Origin of the sequence: Actinospica acidithermotolerans, assembly GCF_018139625.1 — a bacterium.
GTDB lineage: Bacteria > Actinomycetota > Actinomycetes > Streptomycetales > Catenulisporaceae > Actinospica > Actinospica acidithermotolerans.
Window position 1 is genome coordinate 72,395 of sequence record NZ_JAGSOH010000012.1, and the last position, 22,843, is coordinate 95,237.

Below are 22,843 nucleotides of genomic sequence, written 5' to 3' on the forward strand. Positions count from 1 at the left end.
CTCAACGCGTGCCGCGGCGCGCGTCAACGTTCACGGGCGTGGAAGACGACGGCGTGCTCCGGGTGCAGAAGCGGGGCGGCGAGGCCTGCCGCGCCGAGCAGCGCTCCGTTCATCGTGACGCCGGGCCACCAGGCCGCGGGCCGGGTGTCGGCGTGCAGGAACTCCGGGAACACCGGCTCGATCCGGTAGCGCCGCGCCGGGTCGAGGCCGGGGAAGCGGATGCGGCCAGGCGAGACGTAGGGGCTGCGCGCGGTGACCGCGTACGAGTAGATCGCCTCCGAGCGGTCGGGGGCGACGACGCCGTGCAGCACGATCGAGGGGTCGGGATGGTCGATGCGCACGAGGTCGCCGCCGTGCAGCAGTTCGCGGTGTGCCTTGTGGAAGCGGATCCAGTCGGCGAGCTCGGCTCGCTCGGCCGCGGTCGCCGAGCGCAGGTCCCATTCGACGCCGAGGTGGCCGAAGAGGGCGGTGGCCGCGCGGAAGGACAGGTCGTGCCGACGACCGGTGCTGTGCGAGCTGCCCGAGGCGATATGCGCGCCCATGAGCTCCGGCGGCAGCAGTTGCGTCGTCCAGCGCATCATCTGCTGGCGGTCGAGCGGGTCGATGTTGTCCGAGACCCAGACGCGGTCGGTGCGCTCCAGCACGCCGAGGTCGACGCGCGCGCCGCCGGAGGAGCAGGACTCGATCTCCAGGCCCGGATACTTCGCCTTGATCTCGTCCACCAGGCGGTAGAACGCAAGCGTCTGCTCGTGCACTGCCGGGCGTCCGTCGAGTCCGCCCGCGTCGATGAGGTCGCGGTTGTGGTCCCACTTGATGTATCCGATGTCGTACTCGTCGAGGATCGCGCAGATCGAATCGCGGATGTACGCGTACGCCTCCGGGATCGCCAGGTCGAGCACCTCCTGGTGACGCGACTCGACGGGAAGCCGGCCGCCGGTGGACATGACCCACTCCGGGTGACGGCGTGCCAGGTCGGAGTCGAGGTTGACCATCTCCGGCTCGAACCAGAGCCCGAACTGCATGCCGAGCTTGCGCACCCGGTCCACCAGCGGGTGCAGCCCGTCGGGCCACGCCTCCGGCGAGACGGTCCAGTCGCCGAGCCCTCGGTGGTCGTCGCGCCGTGCGCCGAACCAGCCGTCGTCGAGCACGAAGCGTTCGATGCCAGCCGCGGCCGCCTGCTCGGCGAGCTCGAGCAGCACGTCGAGGTCGTGATCGAAGTACACCGCCTCCCACACGTTCAGCGTCACCGGACGCGGCGTGCGCGGATGCTGCGGGCGGCCGCGCAGATACGTGTGGAACCGTCGCGCGACCTCGTCGAGCCCGTCGCCGTATCCTGCGTAGATCCACGGCCCGCTATACGTCTCGCCCTGACGGAGCCTCACCTCGCCGGGCAGCAGCAGCTCTCCCCCGGCAAGCGCCTGCACACCGCTGTCCACCCGCTCGAACTGGTGGACGTGGTTGCCCGACCAGCCGGTGTGCAGCGCCCAGACCTCGCCCTTGGCGAAGTCGAAGCCGGGCACGCCGGCATGCAGAACGTAGGCGGAGTCGGCCCCGGTCCGTCCGCGGCGGCCCTCGCGCCGGTGCGTGCCCTGAGCGATCGGTGCACGCTGCGGCACCCGCTCCTTGCCCCAGCGTCCGCCGAAGTCGAGCAGCTCGCCGGCCTCCTGCGGCACCGGCAGGGCAAGCAGCAGCTCATCGAGCTGATAATCATCCCGACCGGTATTGCGCACCGCTCCACGCAGTCGCACCACGCCGCTCGCGTCCATCTGGACCTCGATCTCCAGCGCGAGTTCGGCCTCGGCGTCCTCCGCGTGAAACGCGATGTGCGCCGCACCCTCGCGCAGCACGATCGGCGATGCGTCGGCCACCCCGTCGACCTCGACCCGCGACGTCACGAAGCGCGGCGACCACGCCCGGCCCGACCGCGATCCGCGAAGCCCCGGCGTGCCGATCCATCCCGTCCAGTGCTCGGGCAGCAGCGAGAGCCGGATCGGCTCGTCCACCCCGTTCGGCGCGTGCGGCGCGACCGCTCCGAGCGCGAGCGCGTCGAGGTCGGCCGCAAGCGGCACGCCCGGGTCGCGCCCCCAGAGAAGGACCGCGGGCAGCCGGCCCGCCGTCGCGTCGAGGACGAGGCAGACCCCTGCGGCTCGCAGCACGATCCGGGCATCGGCATGGGATGTCGTCATCGGTAGGCAGTCCAGTTCCAGTGAGTGGGTGAGTCGGCCCGGCAGACGGGTGCTGCCGACGATACCGTCGGCCGGACCGCTGATCACGCCGATCCGGAACCGCTGCGCCACGCGTGCGTCGGCCGGGGCGCGCCCATCGGCACTGGTCGGCGCGGGCGGGCGGGTGCCGGGCTGCGGAAATCCCGTTGATTAGGCCGTGCGGGCGTTGGTAGCGTGCGCAGCACCGTGCCCGACCGCGGGACTGAAGGAGGTGAGACGACCCATGCAGGCTGCATCGACGTGGGCGCTCCCCCACCCCGTCACGGTCAGGCGATAGACGAAGCCGTCGCCGGGAGCGCCGAGAAACCAGGCATTCCCGAAGGGTTGTGCGACATGGCCTTGTCCTGTCTGACTTTCACCTCTGACGACTCGTCCGACAAGATTCGCGAACGCGAGTTCACCATCGGCGACCTCCCCGGCGTCCTCTGGTCCCCGGCCGCCGGCGCCGAGCGCTCCGCGCTGGTGCTGCTGGCCCACGGAGGCGGCCTCCACAAGAAGGCCCCCGCGATGTGGGGCCGCGCGCACCGCCTCGTGACCGGCGCCGGCTTCCACGCCGCCGTCATCGACGCCCCCGGCCACGGCGACCGCCCCCGCACCGCGCACGACGAGCGCGAGATCGCCGCGATGTACGCGGCAAGGGACGCGGGCGAACCCGAGGCCCCGATCATCGTCCGCTACAACGCCCACCTGGCCGAACGCGCCGTCCCCGAGTACCGCGCGCTGCTGGACGCCCTCCAGCAGCTGCCCGACATCGGCCCCGAGGGCCCGGTCGGCTTCTGGGGCCTGAACATGGGCACCGCCATCGGCGTCCCCTTCGTGGCCGGCGAACCCCGGATCGCCGCCGCAGTCTTCGGCCTGCACTGGCCCGACCGCCTGGCCGAAGACGCCCGGAGGATCGCCATCCCGGTCGAGTTCGACATGCAGTGGGACGACGAGTACATCGACCGCGAGGCCGGCCTGGCCCTGTTCGACGCCTTCGCCTCCCCCGACAAGTCCCTGCACGTCAACACGGGCCGCCACCAGGACCTCCCCCGCTTCGAGGCCGACAGTGCGGTCCGCTTCTTCGCCCGCCACCTGGGCCAGCCGGCCGTCTCGCCCGCGTGAACCGCTGAGTCCCGGATCCGGCGCCCGTTCCGCCTCCCCCGGCGGCCCGGGCGCCGCCCTACATCAGGCCGGTGATGACCTCTATCGGGTCGAAGAGCAGCGGAGCGAAGGCGCGTTCGGCGGCGCCCACGAGGGTGGAGTCGGCGCCCAGGCCCGGGGTGACGAGGCGGACCTGCTCGCGGGGGGCGGCGAGGCCCGTGGTGAGCAGGGTGGTGCGCAGCTGCTGCTCGACGGCGGGGAAGACGTCGCGCAGCAGGCCGCCGAAGATGACCACTTCTGGGTTGAATATGTTGACAACGTTGCCCACGCCGATGCCGAGCCATTCGCCCACGTGGCGCATGGCGGCCTGGGCTCGGGCGTCGCCGTCGGAGGCGGCGGCCACGACGGCGGAGACGGTGGACCGGGGGCCGTCGGGGTGGCCGGCGGCGTCGAGGATGGCCTTCTCGCCGATCTCGGTCTCCCAGCAGCCGCGGGCTCCGCAGCGGCAGAGCCGGCCGGCCGGGTTGACGACGGTGTGGCCGATCTCGCCGCCGTAGCCGCCGTGGCCTCTGAGCGGTTCGCCGCTGACGATGATGCCGGCGCCGACGCCGACCTCGCCGGTCAGGTAGACGGCGTCGGACGAGCCGGCGGCGGCGCCCCTGACGTGCTCGGCGAGAGCGCCGAGGTCGGCGTCGTTTCCCACCACTATGCGCGCCTTGATCCCGTACTCGCCGAGCATGTCGGCGAGCGAACGGCCCAGCGGCGCGTCCACCCAGCCGAGATTGGGGGCGTAGCGCACCTGGCCGTCGGACTCCCTGACCAGGGCCGCGATGGCCACGCCGACGCCGACGCAGACGGATCCGGGCTCCGCCCGGCCGAGCATCTCGGCGGTGAACCTGCCGAGGTGCGCGGCGACGTCCTCGAGCGCGTAGTCGCCGCGCAGCCGGTGCAGCTCCCGGCGGTCCAGGATCGAGCCGCCGAGGCCGACCCGCGCCGCGATCAGGTAGTCGACGCCTATGTCGTAGGCGAAGACGTAGACCTTCTCCGGCCGCGGGCACACCACCAGCGAGGGCCTGCCCGCGCCCGAACCGGCCGTGCGCGAGCGGGCCGGCACCTCCTCGCGGACGAGCCCGACCTGGGTCAGGTCCGCGGTCAATGCGCCGATCGTCGACCGGTTGAGCTGCATCACGCTCGTCAACTCGGTCCGCGAGGTGGGGCCGTGCACATGGACGTAGCGCAAAAGCGTGGAGACGTTGTGCCTGCGAACTTCGTCCTGCGTCGACCCCGCCGTGCCGGCAGCAGTCATCGTGCTTGTCCGTTCCTTCTCGGTCGGCGCCCGTTCGCGGCGGCTGATGCTCCTCACTCCTGCGCTACGTCCGTAACCCGCTTTCGCGTTACTGCCTGCTCAGGCCCGCCCTCCGGGAGACCGCGTCGAAGCCGGCGGCGACGAGCAGCACGATGCCGGTGATGATCTGCTGCCAGCCGGGGCCGTTCGAACCCGAGATCAGGTCGCTCATGCCGTACGAGATGACCTCGACCACGACACCGCCGATGACCGCGTCGATCACCCGGCCGCGGCCGCCGAACAGGCTCGTACCGCCGATGACCGCGGCGCCGACGGCGAGCAGCAGGGTGTTGCCGCCGCCCTGGGCCGAGTTCACGCCCGCCTGGGAGGAGAGCTGCACCAGGCCGGAGAGCGCCGCGAGGAAGGAGCAGATGACGAACACCGAGATGCGCACCATGTCCACGCGGATACCCGCGCGGCGGGCGGCCTCGTCGTTCCCGCCGACCGCGTAGACGTGCCGGCCGTACCGGGTGCGGCCGAGCAGGAACGTCAGCGCGAACAGCAGGATCAGCATCAGCGGCACGATCCACGGCACGCCCTCGGACGTCTGGTTCGAGGTGAGGAACGTGTGCGTGATGATGCGGTTGATGCCCATGTAGTAGATGAACACCGCGCCCAGCGCCGCCAGCGCCGCGATCTTGATCAGCGCGATCGAGTTCGGCTCGGTGGACAGTCCGGCGGCCCGCCGCTTGGACAGCGTGCGGAACTTGACCACCGCGTAGCCGAGCACGACGATCGCCAGCATCAGCCAGCCGGCCCAGATGGGCATGTAATCGGAGATGCTCGCGCTCTCCAGGGCGACCAGCGTGTGGTCGGTGACCAGGATCGAGCCGCTGCCGCCGACCATGATGACGGTCACGCCCTGGAAGGACAGGAACGCCGCCAGGGTGATGACGAACGACGGGATGCCCACCTTCGCGCGCAGCCAGCCGATGCTCGCGCCGATGACCACGCCGAGCAGGCCGGCCGCGAAGACGGCGACGACCCAGTTCACCTGATGGCGCACCAGCAGCACGGCGGCCAGCACCGCGCACAGGCCGGAGGCGGTGCCCGCGGAAAGGTCGATCTCGCCGAGCAGCAGGACGAACACCAGGCCCATCGCCATGATGATCGTCGGCGCGCCGTCGATGACCATGTTCTCCACGTTGTACGCGGAGAGGAAGCCGCTCTGCAGGATGGCGAACAGGATCACCAGCACGACCAGGCCGATCAGGCCGGGTACCGCGCCCATCTCGCCGCCGCGCAGGCGCTGAACGTAGTCGCGCCCGTACTCGACCGCGTTCATCTCACGCGGCTGGAACGGCTGCTCCTCGCCCTGCCGCAGCTGCGGCGTCTCGTTGCCGATGGTGCTCATGCCTGCGCTCCGTTCCCCTCGACGGCCGACGCGACCGACGAGGTGAGGCCGAGGTCGCCGGAGCGTCCGGCCGTGATCAGTTCGACGATCTGGGTGTGCGTCACCTCGGACCGGCGCACCTGGGCCGCCATCTGTCCGAGGTAGAGCGCCGCGATGCTGTCCGAGACCTGCAGCACGTCGTTCATGTTGTGCGAGATCAGCACGACGGCCAGGCCCTGGTCGGCGAGCCGGCGGACCAGGTCGAGGACCTGCGCGGTCTGCGCGACGCCGAGCGCGGCGGTCGGCTCGTCGAGGATGACCAGCTTCGAGTTCCACAGCACGGCCTTGGCGATGGCCACCGTCTGCCGCTGGCCGCCGGAGAGGCTGGAGACCTTCTGCCGCACCGACTTCACGGTGCGCACGGACAGCGAGGCGAGCGTCTGGCCCGCCATCAGCTCCATCTTGGCCTCGTCGAGGGTGCGCGCCGCGCCCACGACCTCCTCGCGGCCGAGGAACATGTTCTCCACGATGTCCAGGTTGTCGCACAGGGCGAGGTCCTGGTACACGATCTCGATGCCGAGGGCGGAGGCGGCGCGCGGGCTCTGGACGTGAGCCGGCCTGCCGTCGAAGATGTACTCGCCCTCGTCGATGGCGTAGGTGCCACCGATGCACTTGACCAGCGTGGACTTACCGGCGCCGTTGTCGCCGACCAGCGCGGTCACTTCTCCGGATCGGGCCTCGAAGTCCACGCCCTTGAGGACGTGCACCGGGCCGAAGGACTTCTGAATGCCGCGCAGCCGCAGGATCGGCTCGCTCGCGCCGCGGGGACCGGCGTCCACGCTCACGGTTGACTCCTAGGGTCGATGTGGCTGATTCCCGTCCCCGGCAGGCCCAGGCGGGAGCCTGCCGGGGACGGGAAGATCCGGGATGGCTACCGGGTGTCAGCGGCTTAGCTGATGCCGTACTTGGCGCAGTTGGCCTTGGTCGTCGAGTTGGTGTCGCAGACCGAGGCGGCCGTCTCGTAGCCGTCCTTGACCGGCAGGCCGACGTTGGCCGTGGTGATCACGGTCGGCGTGGCCAGGTAGGCCGGGACCTTCGAGCCGTTGGAGGGGTCGGTCACCGTGGCCGGGGCGGTCGGCTTCTGGCCGGCCAGGATCTGCGAGGCCAGCTTGACCGCGACGTCCGCCTCACCGGCGACCGGCTTGTAGATGCTGAAGCACTGGGTGCCGGCCATGATGTTGTCCAGGCCGCCGGCGCTCGCGTCCTGACCGGAGACCGCGACCTTGCCGGCCAGGCCCTGCTGCTGCAGCACGTTGATGACCGACTGGGCCATCGTGTCGTTGGCGACCATGACGGCGTTGATCTTGCTGCCGTACTTGCCCAGCTGGTTCTGGAAGACCGACTGCGCGGTGGTGGCGCTCCAGTTGCCGTTGCCGTCGTCGAGCTTGGTCCAGCCGGGCTGCGAGCCGAGCACGGAGTTGTAGCCCTGCGCGAACAGCGTGGCGTTGTTGTCGGTGGAGGCGCCGTCGATCTCGACGTAGCCGACGCCGCTCTTGCCGGCGACCTGCGAGCACTGGGTCAGGGCCTTGCCCTGGTCCTCGCCGACCTTCACGTTGTCGAAGGAGACGTAGTAGGACGCGCCGCCGCCCTGGGTCAGCCGGTCGTAGTCGATCGGCACGACGCCCTTGGACTTGTCCAGCTTCTCGATCGCCGCGCCGGACGAGGAGTCCAGGTCGACGAGCATGATGACGCCGGCGCCCCAGCTGATCAGCTGCTGGTTCTGCTGCTCCTGGGTGGCGTCGGAGCCGTTGGCGTTGTAAATCTTGCAGTCCAGCTTGTACACGGCGCACTGGGCCGCGATCTGCTTCGGGTCCGCGGAGACCCAGCGGGGCGAGGACGCGGTGTCCGGCAGCAGGATGCCGACCTTGTTGTTCGACGACGATGAGCTGGAGGAGCTCTTGCTCGAGCTCGAACAGCCGGCCAACGCGGTGGCGGCCACGGTGGCGACGGCCACTGCGGCATAGATTCGCTTGCGCATCATTGCGCTGTTCCCTTCTCGGATACCGGCGCGGCGCGCGCGACGGTGCGGAGTGGAGCCGGGAGGCGGGGGTCGTGCTGTGCAGTCGTCCCGTGGCCGGGACGCCAAAAGTTGTGACCCGCAACGTATTCCGCTCGCCAGCCTTTGTGAAGAGGCCGCGAGAGCGACGCAGCGCCCTACGGTAACGGCTCGCTAACAATGATCAAGGATCGATGATCGAGTTCTACGAGACGTCGAATGGCAACGTTGTCACGTTTTGGACAGGGAGAACGCGGAGCCGGGACTGCTTACAGCGCGGTGACCGGCCGTAACACGGATTTCATGTAGCCCCCGGCAACAATTTAGCTCGACTAAAGACAAGATCAACGATCTTGGAATGAAGATCAGAACCCGCACAATCCCGTGACCAAACCGTTAAGTGGGGAGTGTACCCGAATGGCGGAGCGGCACAGGGGCATCAGGGGGATCACCCGAATCCCGCTCGGGGCCTTCCCCGGCCCCCGACCGCGAGCACCGCCGCGGTTCGGTCGCCCCGGCCGCGTCGCGCGGGCGACAAACGCCCGCGTCGCAAAGCTGCACTCTCTTCGGCCACCGAGCCCGTTCACAGATCTCAGCGCAGCGGCAGTACGGGGAACGAGGCGCCCAGGGCCCGCTCCGGATCGGCCCGCAGGACGTCCGCGAGCACCGTCGCGTAGACCGAGCGGAAATCCGTGCCGAACTTGAGATCGCCCTGGTCGAGGTCGGTGAGCGAGGGCTGCTCGCCGAGGAAGCCGCCGGCCACCGAGTCGCCGACGACGAAGACGGGTCCGGCGGTGCCGTGGTCGGTCCCCTCGTTCGCGTTGGCGGCCACGCGCCGGCCGAACTCGGTGTAGGCGACCAGCACGACGTCCTTCGCCCGGTTCCCCGCGGAGATTCGTTGCTGGAAGGCGGCGACCGCCGCGCTCACCTCGCCGAGCAAGGCGCTCTGCGTCCCCTTCTCGGCCGAGTGCGTGTCGAATCCGCCGAGGCTGACGGCGTACACCTGGGTCGGAACCGCGGATTCGATGCAGGAGGCAACAATGTCGAGCTGCGCAGCGAGCTCACCGGTCTTCCTCGATCCCTTCCGCGCCGGGAGCACCGATTGGAACGCGCCCGCAACAGTGAACAGATCGCCGGTGTCCCTTGCGGCGTACGCGGCGTTGGCGCAGTCCTGGGACGAGCTCTCGGCGAGGGCGCGCAGGCCCGTGCCCGTCGCGCCCTTCGGCAGCTTGAACTGCCCGAGCGGCAGCGAGGATCCGGCCGTCTCGGTGCCCGCGAGCAGCGGCGGAAGCGTGCCGCCGAGCGAGACGGCGCGCAGCGCCCGCATCTCGTCGTCCGGCTGCGCATCGAGCCAGCGGCCCAGCCAGCCCGAGGTCTGCGGGTCGGTCGGCGACGCCGTCTGCCAGATGTCCATGGACACGAAGTGGCTGTGGCTCGGGCTCGGATAGCCGACGCCGCGCACGATGGCGAGCTTCTTGTCCTGCCAGAGCTGGTGCATCCCCGTCATGGACGGGTTCAGGCCCAGGCCCTCGCCGAGGTCGAGCACCTCGGACTCGGAATACGACAAACCCGGCCGCGAGCTCTGATACACCGGGTCGGCGGCCGGGATGACGGTGTTCAGGCCGTCGTTGCCGCCGTAGAGGGTCAGCAGCACGAGGATGCCCTGGCCGGCCTCCAGCGGGGCGCTGCGCGCCGCGCGGTGCAGGGCGTCCCAGGTCAGGGTGCCGGCGCCGGCGGCCAGCGCGCCGGCGCCGACGACCCCGGAGGCGATCAGGAACTTGCGGCGGGTGACGGTGTCCACGTGGGCTCCCTCAGTTGACCTGGTACTCGGGGCTGAGCAGGGCGAGTTCGACCAGGCTCGGCGGGTCGGCCGCGACGTCGGAGAGGGCGGTCACGGTGCGCGCCGAGAAGGAGTCCACGCCCAGCAGGTAGGCCACGGCGTCGATCCGCGAGCCCGTCGCGGAGTCGGAGACGGTGGACAGGTCCCCCGCCGCCGCGGCCCAGCGGGCGAAGTCGATGCGCGCCTGCAGCGCCGCCGTGGTCAGCCACAGCTGCCCGGACGGCCAGCCGCCGACGTTCGGCGGGTAGAACGGCAGCTGGCCGAGGCCGTCGAGCACCGCCCGCAGAGCCGGCGTGTCCTTCGGCGTCGGCGTGATCTTCAGCGCCCTGAGTGCGCCGACGACGTACTCGACCGGCTGCTTGACGAGCCCGTAGCGGGCCGTGGAGCCGGTGAAGGCGGGATCGGTGAACAGGGCGCGTGCGAGGGCGCTGAGATCGCCCGTGGAGCCGTAGGCGGCGAGCAGGCTCCCCCGGGTCGCGGCGGGGATCGTCGCCGGCGAGCCCAGGCGGAACCAGTGGCGGGCGACAACAAACTCGGCGCTTGCCGGCTGCGCGAGGATCAGATCGGCGAACGAGTCGGCGTCGAAGGAGGCGGTCCGGCCGAGGATCGTCTCCGGCCCGGCGGCGTGGTTCCTGGCCGCGAACGTCGCGACCCCGCTGATCCGGTCGAGCCGCCATCCGGTGAGGGCGAGCGCGGCCTGGCGCACGTCCGTCTCGGTGTAGTGGCCGACGCCGAGGCCGAACAGCTCCATCGACTCGCGCGCCAGGTTCTCGTTGGGGGCCTCGGCCGTGCTGCCCTCGGCGTCGAGCCAGACCATCATCGCCGGGTCGGTGAGGATCGTCCGGAAGAGCGTATGGAAGTCGCCGCCGCCGAGCGTGCGCAGGGTCTGGTTCTGCCTGAGCATCAGGGACGCGTAGCGCACCTTCTGCAGCGAGGTGGCGAAGTGGCCGTGCCAGAAGTACGTGCGCTTCTCCGGCCAGGGATCGCGGGCCGCCGTCATCCGGGCGATCCACCAGGCGACGAGGTCGGCGTCGGCGCCCGTGTCGATCGCCGACGGCAGTTTCGGCGCGGGCGTCGCGGCCACGCCGGGGTCGGCGCTCGGCGAGGCGGTAAACAGGCTGTCCACGGTGGCGTTGAAGCCCGCTGCCAGCGCCGCGTCGATCTCCGGCCCGCTGGCGCCGAATCCGGTGCGCCGCAGCAGATGGGCGATCAGGGAGCGGTCCGCGTCGGTCGTCACGCTTTCCTTGATACGCGTCGCCGGATAAGGACGCGCTAAGCAGGAAGGCCCCGCGGCGCGCGTGCGCCGCGGGGCCCGGTCCGGCTATCGATCAGCCGCGCAGCAGGTTGCGCAGCACGTACTGCATAATCCCGCCGTTGCGGTAGTAATCGGCCTCTCCGGGGGTGTCGATGCGCACGACCGCGTCGAACTCGACGTCGCCCGCCTTGACCTTCACCGTCTTCGGCGTGCTGCCCTCGTTCAGGGCGGTGACGCCGGTGATGGTGAACTCCTCCTCGCCGGTCAGGCCGAGCGAGGCGGCGTTCTTGCCCGCCGGGTACTGCAGCGGCAGCACGCCCATGCCGATCAGGTTGCTGCGGTGGATCCGCTCGTAGGACTCGGCGATGACGGCCTTCACGCCGAGCAGCGCGGTGCCCTTGGCGGCCCAGTCGCGCGAGGAGCCGGAGCCGTACTCCTTGCCCGCCAGCACGACCAGCGGCACGCCCGCCTCGGCGTACGCGACCGAGGCGTCGTAGATCGTGGTCTGCTCGCCGGTCAGCAGGTTCTTGGTGAAGCCGCCCTCGACGCCGTCCAGCAGCTGGTTGCGCAGCCGGATGTTGGCGAAGGTGCCGCGGATCATCACCTCGTGGTTGCCGCGGCGGGAGCCGTAGGAGTTGAAGTCGCGGCGCTCGACCCCGTGCTCGGCCAGGTACTTGCCGGCGGGCGAGTCGGCCTTGATGGAGCCGGCCGGGGAGATGTGGTCGGTGGTGACCGAGTCGCCCAGCTTGGCCAGCACGCGGGCGCCGGCGATGTCGGCGACCGGGGCCGGGGTGGCCGGCATGTTCTCGAAGTACGGGGGCTTGCGCACGTACGTCGAGTCGGCGTCCCACTCGAAGACGTTGCCGGTCGGCGTCGGCAGCGACTGCCAGCGCTCGTCGCCGGCGAACACGTCCGCGTAGTCCTTGGAGAACATCTCGGCGGAGATCGCCGAGCCGATGACCTCCTGCACCTCGGCCGGGGAGGGCCAGATGTCCCTGAGGTACACGGCGTTGCCGTCGGCGTCGGTGCCCAGGGCGTCGTGCTCGAAGTCGAAGTTCATCGTGCCCGCGATGGCGTACGCGATGACCAGCGGCGGCGAGGCCAGGTAGTTCATCTTGACGTCCGGGTTGATCCGGCCCTCGAAGTTGCGGTTGCCGGAGAGCACCGAGACCACTGCGAGGTCGGCCTCGTTGACCGCCGCGGACACGTGCTCGGGCAGCGGGCCGCTGTTGCCGATGCAGGTGACGCAGCCGTAGCCGACGAGGTTGAAGCCGAGCTTGTCCAGGTACGGGGTCAGGCCGGCGCGGTCGTAGTAGTCGGTGACGACCTTCGAGCCCGGGGCGAGCGTGGTCTTGACCCACGGCTTGGCCTTCAGGCCCTTCTCGACGGCGTTCTTGGCCAGCAGCGCGGCGCCGAGCATCACCGAGGGGTTCGAGGTGTTGGTGCACGAGGTGATCGAGGCGATGACGACCGAGCCGTTGTCGACCTCGAACTCGGAGCCGTCGGGCGCGGTCACCTTGGTGGGCTTGGAGACGCCGTTCGAGACCGCCGGGGCGTCAGAGGCCGGGAAGGACTCGATGCCGGACTCGTCGCCGACGGTGACGTAGTCGCGGACCGCGCTGCGGAAGCGGGACTTGGCCTCGGCCAGGATCACCCGGTCCTGCGGGCGCTTCGGGCCGGCGATGGACGGGACGACCGTGCCGAGGTCGAGCTCGATGTACTCGGAGTACTTCGGCTCGTGCGACGGGTCGTGCCACAGGCCCTGCTCCTTGGCGTACGCCTCGACCAGCGCGAGTTGCTGCTCGGTGCGGCCGGTGAGCTTGAGGTAGTTCACCGTCTCCTGGTCGATCGGGAAGATGGCGCAGGTGGAGCCGAACTCCGGCGACATGTTGCCGATCGTGGCGCGGTTGGCCAGCGGGACGGAGGTGACGCCCTCGCCGTAGAACTCGACGAACTTGCCGACGACGCCGTGCTTGCGCAGCATCTCGGTGATGGTGAGCACCAGGTCGGTGGCGGTGGCCCCGGCCGGCAGCTCGCCGGTCAGCTTGAAGCCGACCACCCGCGGGATCAGCATGCTGACGGGCTGGCCGAGCAGCGCGGCCTCGGCCTCGATGCCGCCGACGCCCCAGCCGAGCACGCCGAGGCCGTTGACCATGGTGGTGTGCGAGTCGGTGCCGACCACGGTGTCCGGGTACGCCTGGCCGTTGCGGGCCATCGCGACGCGGGCCAGGTGCTCGATGTTCACCTGGTGCACGATGCCGGTGCCGGGCGGGACGACCTTGAACTCGTCGAAGGCGGTCTGGCCCCAGCGCAGGAAGCGGTAGCGCTCCTGGTTGCGCTCGTACTCGATGTCCACGTTCCTGGTGAAGGCGTCCGGGGTGCCGAAGACGTCCGCGATGACGGAGTGGTCGATGACCAGCTCGGCCGGGGCCAGCGGGTTGACCTTCGACGCGTCGCCGCCGAGCGCCACCACCGCCTCGCGCATGGTGGCCAGGTCCACGACGCAGGGCACGCCGGTGAAGTCCTGCATGATCACCCGGGCCGGGGTGAACTGGATCTCGGTGTCCGGCTCGGCCTGCGGGTCCCAGCCGGCCAGCGCCCGGATGTGCCCCTCGGTGATGTTCGCCCCGTCCTCGGTGCGCAGCAGGTTCTCCAGCAGCACCTTCAGCGAGTAGGGCAGCTGCTCGGCACCGGGCACGGCGTCGAGCCGGAAGATTTCGTACGTCTCTTCGCCGACGCGCAGGTCGGCGCGCGCTCCGAGGCTGTTGGTGGACACCGCGGGTCTCCTCTGGTGTGGCGTGTGACTTTATCTCGACATCAAGATACCCCATCCTCCGGGCTAATCCGAACCCGGGTGCGAGGCGAAACTCACGTGGCCGAAACGCGGCCACTCGATCATCATGGAAGCGATAGCCCGACCGGGCATCACCGGATCGAAGCAGGAGGCCGCGGCCGTGACCTTCACCGAGACCCTGGCCCGGGACTTTCCCGGCGCCGTCCCGGCGAACCAGTTCGTGAACGGAACACAGAACCTACTCGCGCAGTTCGGGGTGATCCGCGGCGGGGCGCTGCCGCTCATCGCGACCTGCCGGGACGAGCTCGCCTTCGGGCTGACCGCGGAGCTGCAGCGGGCCTGGGGCGGGGCGTTCAACATGGCCGGCCTGGCCGGCCTTTTCACATTGGGCCGTACGGGTGTCATCGCGGCGCGTGGGCATGCTCCGCTGGTCGACGGGCGCCGGACGTTCGTGCTCATCGGGCTGACCCACGTCGGCGTCGGCGCCTCGGGCGCGGTCGGCGAGTGCGAGCGCCTCGGGGTGCCCGGCGTGACCTACGCCTGCGGTGCGCTGCTGGCCGTCGGCGACTCGCTGCGCAGCGACGACGTGCACATCTCCGACTACCCGTATCTGGACCCTGAGGATCCCGAGCAGTCCCGGCTGCGCGACCGGATCGCGCCGCGCGTCACGGACCACGCGAAGGCGGACCTGCTCGAGATCACCCGGATCGCCGGGCAGCTCATCGACGAGGGCACGGCCGACGTGATCAACGTGCTGCGGGACGACGCGCACCCGGCCGACATCGCGGTGTTCACCGGAGTCCACATCCACGGACCGCGCGGCGCCGACTACGTGCAGCCGAGCCTCGCCGTGTTCGACCGCGCGGGCGGCGGGCGCACGGAGCTCGAGTTCTGATCGACCGCCGATCAGGGCGCGGGAAGCCTGGCGTGCCAATCGTTGCGCACGGCCAGGAGCCGCAGTCCCATGGTCACGGCCGCGGCGACGAACGCGAGCGCCGTCGCGGCCGGATCGAGCTGGTTCGTCGTGCCCACGATCAGCGCGCCCACCAGCGCGGGCACGGCGTACAGCTCGCGCCGCAGCACGGTGGGCACCTCGTTCACCAGCACATCGCGGACGACGCCTCCGCCGACCGCGGTCACCACTCCCATCAAGGCCGCCGGAATCACCGCGAGACCGTAGTCCAAAGCCTTCGCGGTGCCGGAGACCGCGAAACAACCCAGCGTCGCGGAATCGGCCACCAGAAACGCCGTGGACAAAGGAATCCGGCGGCGCACGCGGTCCACCATCGGCACCCGTCTGCCGAGAATCAGCGGATGCTGCGCGATCAGCACGGCGGCCGCGGCCAAAGTCGCCGAGGCCAGATATCGCCAGTCGGTGAGCATGGCCACCGGGACGGCGCCGATCATCAGGTCCCGCAGGACGCCGCCGCCGAGGCCGGTCACCGCCGCCAGCACCAGAACCCCGACCAGGTCAAGTCCCTTACGCACGCCGGTCAGCGCCCCCGCGGCCGAGGACGTGAGGATGCCGAGCAGGTCGAAAACAATAGGCAGATGAGGGGCCGGAGCTGCGAGCATAGGTCAATGATCCCAAGCGAATCCGGGGATACGCCATCGCACACCAAATGTCCGAGGTGTGTTGACCGGCTCACTCCGCGCTGGCTTTGCTTCGGGATGTACTGTGTTGGGCCTCCGTTCAAGCGATGCGCACTGATACCGTGGATGCAGCGCCCGACCGGGTGCCGACGGAGGTTTCCGGATCCGCCTGGGGGATAGGTACAGATGGCGACATGCGTCACCGGCTCAGGCCGTATACGCGGTCGACTAGTCCCCCGAACGGGTAGCGCGTGTGTCACGGCGTTGCGCCGAACGGGCGTGGTCCCTTCCCAGGGGCCGCGGAATGCCTTCACACTCGGTACAGGAGCGCGCTCGGCCCAACCCGCCAGGGGCAGCACACAGGAGGTCCCATGACCGAACTGCGAGTGATGGCGGTCACCGGCGATGGTGACCGTCTGGTGCTGCGTGCTCCCGACGGCCAGGAGTTCTTCCTCGCGATCGACGACCGGCTGCGCGCCGCGGTGCGCGGGGATCGGGCCAGGCTCGGGCAGATCGAGATAGAGCTCGACGCGCAGCTGCGGCCGCGCGACATCCAGGCGCGGATCCGCGCCGGACAGACCGCCGAGCAGGTCGCGGACGCGGCCGGCATCCCGCTGGAGCGGGTGCGCCGGTTCGAGGGCCCGGTGCTCGCCGAGCGCGCCTTCATGGCCGAGCGGGCGCAGAACACGCAGGTGCGCCGGTCCGGCGAGACGCACGGCCCGAAGCTGGGCGACGTGGTGCGCGAGCGGCTCGCGGCGCGCGAGCCGGATATCGACTCCGTGCAATGGGATTCGTGGCGCAAGGACGAGAGCGTCTGGACGGTCCGGATGAGCTTCCGGATCGGCGGCCTGCCGTACGAGGCCACCTGGAGCTTCGACCCGCCGCGGCGCCTGGTGCACCCGGTGGACGACGAGGCGCGGCTGCTGTCCAGCGACGCCGCGCCGGACACGGCCTTCCCGTTCGCCGCGCGCTCCGCGGCCGCGGCGGTGGGCGGCGGCCCGGCCGGCGGCCCGCGCTCGGCGCAGGTGACCTCCCTGCAGTCCTGGCACGGCCGTCCGGCGGTTGGTCAGGGCTCTGTGACAGCGCTTCCGGTGCGGCCCAACGGCACCCGCTCCGCGGCCGGCACGGTGGCCGCCGCCCCCGAGGCGGGCTCCCCCGCGTCGGCGAACGGCGACGTGGACGTGGCCGAGACCCCAGCGCAGAGCCCGGCCGCCGCGGCCGGCGGGGCCTCGGCGAACCGTACGGCCGCGGCGGCGGGTGGAACCGGCGCAGGCTCGGCGTACTCCGACGCGCTGTTCGGCCCCGTCGGCCCGCACAAGGAGCGGCTGCGCGGCGACACGGACCAGCAGGCGGTGAACGACGGCGTGAGCCCCGGCCGCCGCGCCACGGTGCCGAGCTGGGACGAGATCGTCTTCGGCACGCGCCGCCGCAAGGCGGACTGAGCCGGCCGGGGCGACCAGCGGTGACTTCCGATCGGGCGACATCAGCGGACTGATGTCGCCCGATCGCGCGGTGTGAACACTCGATCCTGAGTGCTTTATGAGTAGTACAGCCGAAGTTCACCGTTGCTTCGGCCGGGGCTCGCCGCGGGGATTCCCGTGGAGTCGAGGCTACGGAATCGTAGGCTCAGAACCATCCGCTGCCCTGCCTTCATCCGGAGGGGAATCCCTGATGCAAGCCAAGACCAAGCGTCGCGCGGCGGTCACCGCCGCTGCCGGTGCGGTCGCCGTCGGACTGACGTTCGCCGTGGCCCAGCCGAGCTTCGGCTCGCAGAACGCCGGCACCATCACACCGCAGTCCTCGGGAAGCTCGATCGTGCTCACCGGCGCGCACGCCGGCACGACGACTCCGATCCAGCACGTGGTGGTGCTGTTCGACGAGAACGTCTCGTTCGACCACTACTTCGGCACGTACCCGAACGCTGCGAACACCGACGGCACCACCTTCCACGCGAAGGCGAACACGCCGACCGTCGACGGCCTGTCGACCAGCCTGCTGGAGAACAACCCGAACGGGGTCAACCCGAGCCGGCTGAACTCCTCTCAGGCGCTGACCTGCGACCAGGACCACAACGACACCGCGGAGCAGAAGGCCTACGACATGGGCCTGGCGGACCAGTTCCCGGCCAACACCGGCGTGGCGACCTGCTCCTCGCCGGACCAGGGCATGTCCGGCCTGGTGATGGACTACTACGACGGCAACACGGTCACCGCGCTGTGGAACTACGCGCAGAACTACGCGATGAGCGACAACTCGTACGACACCACCTACGGTCCCTCGACCCCGGGCGCGATCAACCTGATCTCGGGCCAGACCTACGGCGGCACCGTCGTCGACGCCAACGGCAACCCGGTCACCGCCACCTCCACGGTCGCCTCGCCGAACTCGAGCGACCTGGGTACCGACATCGGTGACATGGACCCGTACTACGACGACTGCTCCAAGGCCGGCAACACGCTCAAGATGACCGGCACCAACATCGGTGACCTGCTCAACGCCAAGAACGTCACGTGGGGCTGGTTCCAGGGCGGCTTCGGCGCGACCACCGCCGCCACCTCGAGCACGAAGGCCGTGTGCGGCGCGACGCACACCAACATCGGCGGCGCGACCATCGCCGACTACAGCGCGCACCACGACCCGTTCGAGTACTACGCCTCGACGGCCAACCCGCACCACGTGGCCCCGGCCTCCGAGGCCGAGGTCGGCCGCAACGGCCAGGCCAACCACCAGTACGACCTGTCGTACTTCTACCAGTCCATCAAGGACGGCAACCTGCCGTCGGTCTCCTACGTCAAGCAGGCCGAGTACCAGGACGGGCACGCCGGCTACTCCGACCCGCTGGACGAGCAGGCCGGAATCGTCAACACGATCAACGCGATCGAGTCCTCCAAGTACTGGAGCAGCACCGCGATCGTGATCCAGTACGACGACTCCGACGGCTGGTACGACCACGCCGCCCCGCCGAACGTGAACTCGTCGGCCGACCCGGCGGTGGACGCGCTCGACGGCACCGGCAAGTGCGGCTCGACCGCCCGCACCCCGCTGGCCGGCGAGCAGGACCGCTGCGGCTACGGCCCCCGCCTGCCGGAGCTGGTGATCTCCCCCTACGCCAAGTCCAACTTCGTCGACCACTCGGTGACCGACCAGACCTCGTCGCTGGCCTTCATCGAGCAGAACTGGAGCACCGGCACGATCTCCGGCTCGCTGGCCCAGTACGCCGGCTCGCTGGACTCGATGTTCGACTTCGGCAAGAAGTCCGCCCGCCGGGTGCTGCTCAGCCCGACGACCGGAGCGGTGCTGCGCGACTAGTCGCCCGCTGATCCGCCGAGTTCGATTCGCCGGATCCGAGTCGCAGACACCTCGCCCCCGCCACGGAATCCGTGGCGGGGGCGAGGTGTCTGCGGCTGCCCGCCTCTCCCCTACGCGAACATCCCCGACCCGAAGTAGTCCGACGAGTCCTTCACCCCGGGCAGCGCGAAGAAGTAGCCGCCGCCGGTGGGCGAGATGTAGTCGACCAGGGGCTCGTCGATCAGGCGGGTCTGGACGGCCTCGAACTGGCGGACCACGTCCTGCTGGTAGGCGCAGAAGGCGAGGCCCACGTTGAGGTTTCCGTCGATGTCGAAACCGCGGTCGTAGTTGTAGCCGCGGCGCAGGATCTGCTGGTCGTAGGTGGCCTCGGTACGCGGGTTGGCGAGGCGGATGTGCGCGTCGAGGGGGATGACGTTGCCCATCGGGTCGTTCGCGTACGCGGGGGTGTCGAACTCGGCGGTGCCGCTGAGCGGCGCGCCGGTGTCGCGCCTGCGGCCGATCATCAGTTCCTGCTCGTTGAGGGAGACGCGGTCCCAGAACTCGACCAGCATCCTGATGATGCGGATCACCTGGTACGAGCCGCCGTCGGCCCACTGCTGCTCGCCGCGCAGGCCGCCGTGGGCCCAGATCAGGGCGCTGGTGGCGGTGGCGTCGTTCACGTCGGGATTGGCGATGCCGTCCTTGAAGCCGAGCTGGTTGCGCTGGGTGCCGCTCGGGCGGGGCACGGACTGGAAGCCGTCGATCTTCCAGTTGCCCTGCATGCCGCCGCGGGTGTGCTTGGCGATGTCGCGCAGCGCGTGCATCACGGTGTCCTGGTGGTCGGCGCAGATCTGCAGCGAGATGTCGCCGTGCAGTTCCTGGGAGCCGACCATGTCGTCGTTGGGGAACACCGGCATCGCGGACAGCCGGGCCGGCTTGCGCGAGGACAGGCCGTAGCGGCTGTCGAAGAGCGAGGCGCCGACGCCGAGGGTGACGGTCAGCCCGTCCGCGGGCACCTGCGGTCCGAGGGTCTCGCTGTCCGAGGGCGGCGAGGCGAGGCCGAGGTCGGCGGGCGTGCCGCCGGCGGTCAGGAAGCGGGCGCGCGCGGTGATCGTCTTGAACAGCTCGACCAGCTCGGCGCGGTTGCCGGCCGTGGCGTTGAAGGACACGAACGTGGCGAAGGCCTGCGGCTTGGTCAGGATGCCGGCCTGGTTCGCGCCGTGGAACGGGATGACGCGGCCGGAGCCGGTGGTCGTCCCGTCGTCGGCCATGGCGACCGCCGCACCGGCCACTGCACCGCCGGCGACGACCGCGCCCGCCGCGCCGACCGCCGCGCCGCGCAGGAAGGAGCGGCGGCGCAGGGCCGCGTGCAGGGTGGCGGAGTCGACCGCGCCGCCTGCGCCGTCGGCGGCTCCGGAGAAGGGGCAGCCGCCGGACGCGGAGGCGGCCGGCTGCGCGCTCGCCGGGCGCTCCGCGGCCGGCGCAGTCTCCGGGTTCGCCTCGGTCTCCGGGCTCGCGCCCGCGGCTTCGACGTTCTCTGACTCGGACATCAGGCGGCGGTCCGTTCTTCCAGCAGATCGGGCACGAGGGACAGGGATTCGAGCAGCCGGCCGAGATCGCCGTCGATCTTCTGCCGCTGCGCCGTGCTCAGCGCGGAGAGCGCGGCGGGCGTTCCGGCGCACGCGGCGGTGCACGGCCCGGCGCCGACGGACTTCAGGTCGGCCTGCACGACGGCCGTCTCCTGGTCGATCTGCCTCAGCAGGGCCGGGTCGCCGCGCTGGATCAGGGAACTGATGGTGGAGAGCACCTCCTGGGTGCCCTGGGTGTTCGCGTACAGGGTGTCGAGCGTGGTGCCGCTGCCGTAGTCCTGGATCCCGGTGAGCTGGAACTGCAGCGCGTTCTCCAGGATCTCGTGGGCGCGCAGCGGCAGGTCGGTGGCCGGCGTCGTCTGGCCGGGGAACGCCTTGATCAGTCCCTTGATGTCGGTGACTAGCCTGTCGCCGTACGGCGCCAGCTCGGCGGCGCTCTGGCCGTGCCAGAGCCCGTACTCGATGCGGAAGAAGCCGGTCCAGTCCTTCGACGCGGTGCCCTGGGGCTGTCCGGAGGCCGAGCCGTTGATCTCGCTGTCGAAGGTGCCGAAGGTGCCGTACGCGGCGCCGAGCCGCTCGTAGGCCAGGTGCGCGGGCAGCCAGTCGGTCTCGGCCTGGGCGAGGTTTCCGGCCCGCAGGTCCGCGTCCAGCTTCGCCGCCGCGGTCAGCAGCCCGGGCAGCGCCGACTGCACGTAGCTGCGGTAGTCGGAGACAGGCTGCTCCATGTCCTGCTCGGTCACCGGGATCACCGCGGCGAGTCCGCCGCTCGAACCGGTCACGTGGTAGGTCGCCGAGTTCTTCACCGTGCCGTCGACGAACGAGCAGCGGAAGACGTAGTCCCCGGCGCCGATCGAGACGTTCATCACCTCGGCGGCGCCCGGGGTGACGTCCGGGGCCTCGCCGTAGACGGCATTGCTGAGCGGGTTGATCAGGTAGACCTCGGCGGTATTGGCACCGTTGTCGGTGATGTCGAAGCTGAGCGTCCCGGCGGTCGGCGAGCTCCAGCCGGTGCCGCAGGTCGCCTCGCTGATGGCGATCTGGATCGTGCTGTTCGCGGACGCGGTGCCCATCACCGAGATCGTGGCCACGGCGGCGACCGCCGGGACCGCCACGATCGCGCCGTACACGGCCCAGCGCGGCGCCCGGCGCTTCGGCTCGGCGCCGCCCGGGTTCCGCGCGGCCCGCGCCTTGGCCGCCAGCTGCTCGGCGAGAGCCGTCTCCTCGGCGGCCCGGCGGGCCGCGGCGCGCTCGGCCCGCGAGAGCTCCGGCGCACCGGATGCGGCGCCGGACGCGGCGGCCGACTGCGCCCCGCCCGCCGCGCGTACTCCGTGCACGAACAGCGTCATCGTGGTCGCGAGGTAGAGCACGTAGCCGACGATCTGGAGCCACGTCATCACCGGCGTCAGGTTCAGCGTGCCGGCGATCAGCGTCGCGTACCAGGAGCCGGCGTCGATGCTCAGGTTGAAGGCGTGCGCCGCATAGCCCGGCAGCAGGCCCGCCTCCTGCAGGTCGCCGAGGCCGTACGCCAGCACTCCGGCCGCGATCACGATGAGCACGCCGCCGGTGTACGCGAAGAACCGGGTGAGGTTGATCTTCAGCACCCTGCGGTACAGGCCCCAGCAGAGCGCGACGGCGAGCAGGATGCCGACGAGGCCGCCGAGCATCGGCCCGCGCGCCTGCCCGGCCGACTTCGCGGTCGTCCACAGGAACAGCGAGGTCTCCAGGCCCTCGCGCGCCACGGCGAGGAACGCGGTGAGCACGAGCACCTTGTCGCCGCGGCCGAGCGCGTCGCTCACCCGCGCCTTCAGGTCGCCGGACAGGCTCTTGGCGTTGCGGCGCATCCAGAACACCATCGTGGTGACGAAGCAGACCGCGAGCAGCGAGAGCACGCCGCCGAACGCGTCCTGGCCGCCGGCCGGGAGCGAGGCCGAGGTGAAGGAGAGCACCGCGGCGAAGGAGAGGCTGAGCGCGACCGCTGCGGCCACGCCCGTCCAGACGGCGCCGAGCCGGTCCCTGGCCTGCGCGCGCACCAGGGTGGCGACGAGGATCGAGACGACGAGCCCGGCCTCCAGGCCTTCGCGCAGGCCGATCAGGAAACTGGGAAACGCGGTGTTCCACATGTCGGGCGGGACACTCCTCGATTCGGCCGACTCACGACAAACTTAGGCGAGCCTAACCTATAGAACCGCCCACTCGACACGGCGGGTACGCGACCTCGGAGTGAAATCGGGCGCGCAATCCGGCAAATGCGGACATTCGGCGCGGATATTTTTCTGCTGAATTTCTTGGGCCCGCATGTATCTGGGGCGGGTCCCCGGCGCTCTAGTAATCGACCGGGTCGGGAAGGGGAGAGCCCGATCCGGTCTCCGCTCCATCGCCCCCCGGGCCTCGGGGAGGGGCCCGGCGGGCGACGGAGCGACCGGTGGGGGATCAGGGTGGGGA

General features: G+C 70.6%; 15 protein-coding genes. 4 read left to right on the top strand and 11 right to left on the bottom strand.

The window, feature by feature from the left end:
* Nucleotides 1-23: 23 nt before the first annotated feature.
* Nucleotides 24-2,186 (bottom strand): alpha-galactosidase, encoded by a 2,163-nt coding sequence (locus tag KDK95_RS07205; protein ID WP_212517233.1) that lies wholly within the window; start codon nt 2,184-2,186, stop codon nt 24-26.
* 378 nt (nt 2,187-2,564) lie between these two features.
* On the opposite strand from KDK95_RS07205, the gene KDK95_RS07210 reads away from it, so the two are divergent.
* Nucleotides 2,565-3,329, top strand: a complete 765-nt coding sequence (locus KDK95_RS07210) for an alpha/beta hydrolase family protein (RefSeq protein ID WP_372463277.1) — start codon at nt 2,565-2,567, stop codon at nt 3,327-3,329.
* 58 nt (nt 3,330-3,387) lie between these two features.
* On the opposite strand, the gene KDK95_RS07215 is transcribed toward KDK95_RS07210, so the two are convergent.
* From KDK95_RS07215 to acnA, 7 genes are all read right to left on the bottom strand, one after another.
* Nucleotides 3,388-4,614: an ROK family transcriptional regulator gene (locus KDK95_RS07215; protein ID WP_212517235.1), complete on the bottom strand. Its 1,227-nt coding sequence runs from the start codon at nt 4,612-4,614 to the stop codon at nt 3,388-3,390.
* An 88-nt stretch (nt 4,615-4,702) separates the two neighbouring features.
* Entirely contained in the window at nt 4,703-6,007 is a 1,305-nt protein-coding gene (locus KDK95_RS07220; RefSeq protein WP_212517236.1) for a sugar ABC transporter permease, read from the bottom strand.
* Nucleotides 6,004-6,831: an ATP-binding cassette domain-containing protein gene (locus KDK95_RS07225; protein ID WP_212517237.1), complete on the bottom strand. Its 828-nt coding sequence runs from the start codon at nt 6,829-6,831 to the stop codon at nt 6,004-6,006. Before KDK95_RS07225 ends, KDK95_RS07220 begins: the two co-directional genes overlap by 4 nt.
* A gap of 104 nt (nt 6,832-6,935) precedes the next feature.
* Nucleotides 6,936-8,027: a sugar ABC transporter substrate-binding protein gene (locus tag KDK95_RS07230; RefSeq protein WP_249160515.1), complete on the bottom strand. Its 1,092-nt coding sequence runs from the start codon at nt 8,025-8,027 to the stop codon at nt 6,936-6,938.
* A gap of 607 nt (nt 8,028-8,634) precedes the next feature.
* Nucleotides 8,635-9,843 (bottom strand): DUF1501 domain-containing protein, encoded by a 1,209-nt coding sequence (locus KDK95_RS07235; RefSeq protein WP_212517238.1) that lies wholly within the window; start codon nt 9,841-9,843, stop codon nt 8,635-8,637.
* A 10-nt stretch (nt 9,844-9,853) separates the two neighbouring features.
* Nucleotides 9,854-11,119, bottom strand: coding sequence for a DUF1800 domain-containing protein (locus KDK95_RS07240; protein ID WP_212517239.1), 1,266 nt, complete (start codon nt 11,117-11,119; stop codon nt 9,854-9,856).
* A 91-nt stretch (nt 11,120-11,210) separates the two neighbouring features.
* Nucleotides 11,211-13,913 (bottom strand): aconitate hydratase AcnA, encoded by a 2,703-nt coding sequence (gene acnA, locus KDK95_RS07245; RefSeq protein ID WP_212517240.1) that lies wholly within the window; start codon nt 13,911-13,913, stop codon nt 11,211-11,213.
* 124 nt (nt 13,914-14,037) lie between these two features.
* Here acnA and KDK95_RS07250 point away from each other — a divergent pair, with 124 nt between their 5' ends.
* Complete coding sequence (locus KDK95_RS07250; protein ID WP_212517241.1) at nt 14,038-14,826, top strand: LCIB family protein; 789 nt, start codon at nt 14,038-14,040, stop codon at nt 14,824-14,826.
* A gap of 11 nt (nt 14,827-14,837) precedes the next feature.
* Here the strand turns inward: KDK95_RS07250 and KDK95_RS07255 are convergent, their stop codons facing one another.
* Nucleotides 14,838-15,506, bottom strand: a complete 669-nt coding sequence (locus KDK95_RS07255; RefSeq protein WP_212517242.1) for a trimeric intracellular cation channel family protein — start codon at nt 15,504-15,506, stop codon at nt 14,838-14,840.
* A 389-nt stretch (nt 15,507-15,895) separates the two neighbouring features.
* Between KDK95_RS07255 and sepH the strand changes: the two genes are divergently transcribed.
* Nucleotides 15,896-16,966, top strand: coding sequence for a septation protein SepH (sepH, locus tag KDK95_RS07260; protein WP_212517243.1), 1,071 nt, complete (start codon nt 15,896-15,898; stop codon nt 16,964-16,966).
* A 229-nt stretch (nt 16,967-17,195) separates the two neighbouring features.
* A complete protein-coding gene (locus KDK95_RS07265; protein ID WP_212517244.1) occupies nt 17,196-18,833 on the top strand; it encodes a phospholipase C in 1,638 nt (545 codons plus the stop codon).
* 110 nt (nt 18,834-18,943) lie between these two features.
* On the opposite strand, the gene KDK95_RS07270 is transcribed toward KDK95_RS07265, so the two are convergent.
* Both KDK95_RS07270 and efeU read right to left on the bottom strand, forming a co-directional pair.
* Nucleotides 18,944-20,362, bottom strand: a complete 1,419-nt coding sequence (locus tag KDK95_RS07270) for a Dyp-type peroxidase (RefSeq protein WP_212517245.1) — start codon at nt 20,360-20,362, stop codon at nt 18,944-18,946.
* Entirely contained in the window at nt 20,362-22,521 is a 2,160-nt protein-coding gene (gene efeU / locus KDK95_RS07275) for an iron uptake transporter permease EfeU (protein WP_212517246.1), read from the bottom strand. The genes KDK95_RS07270 and efeU overlap by 1 nt, the downstream gene beginning before the upstream one ends.
* Between the last annotated feature and the right edge of the window lie 322 nt (nt 22,522-22,843).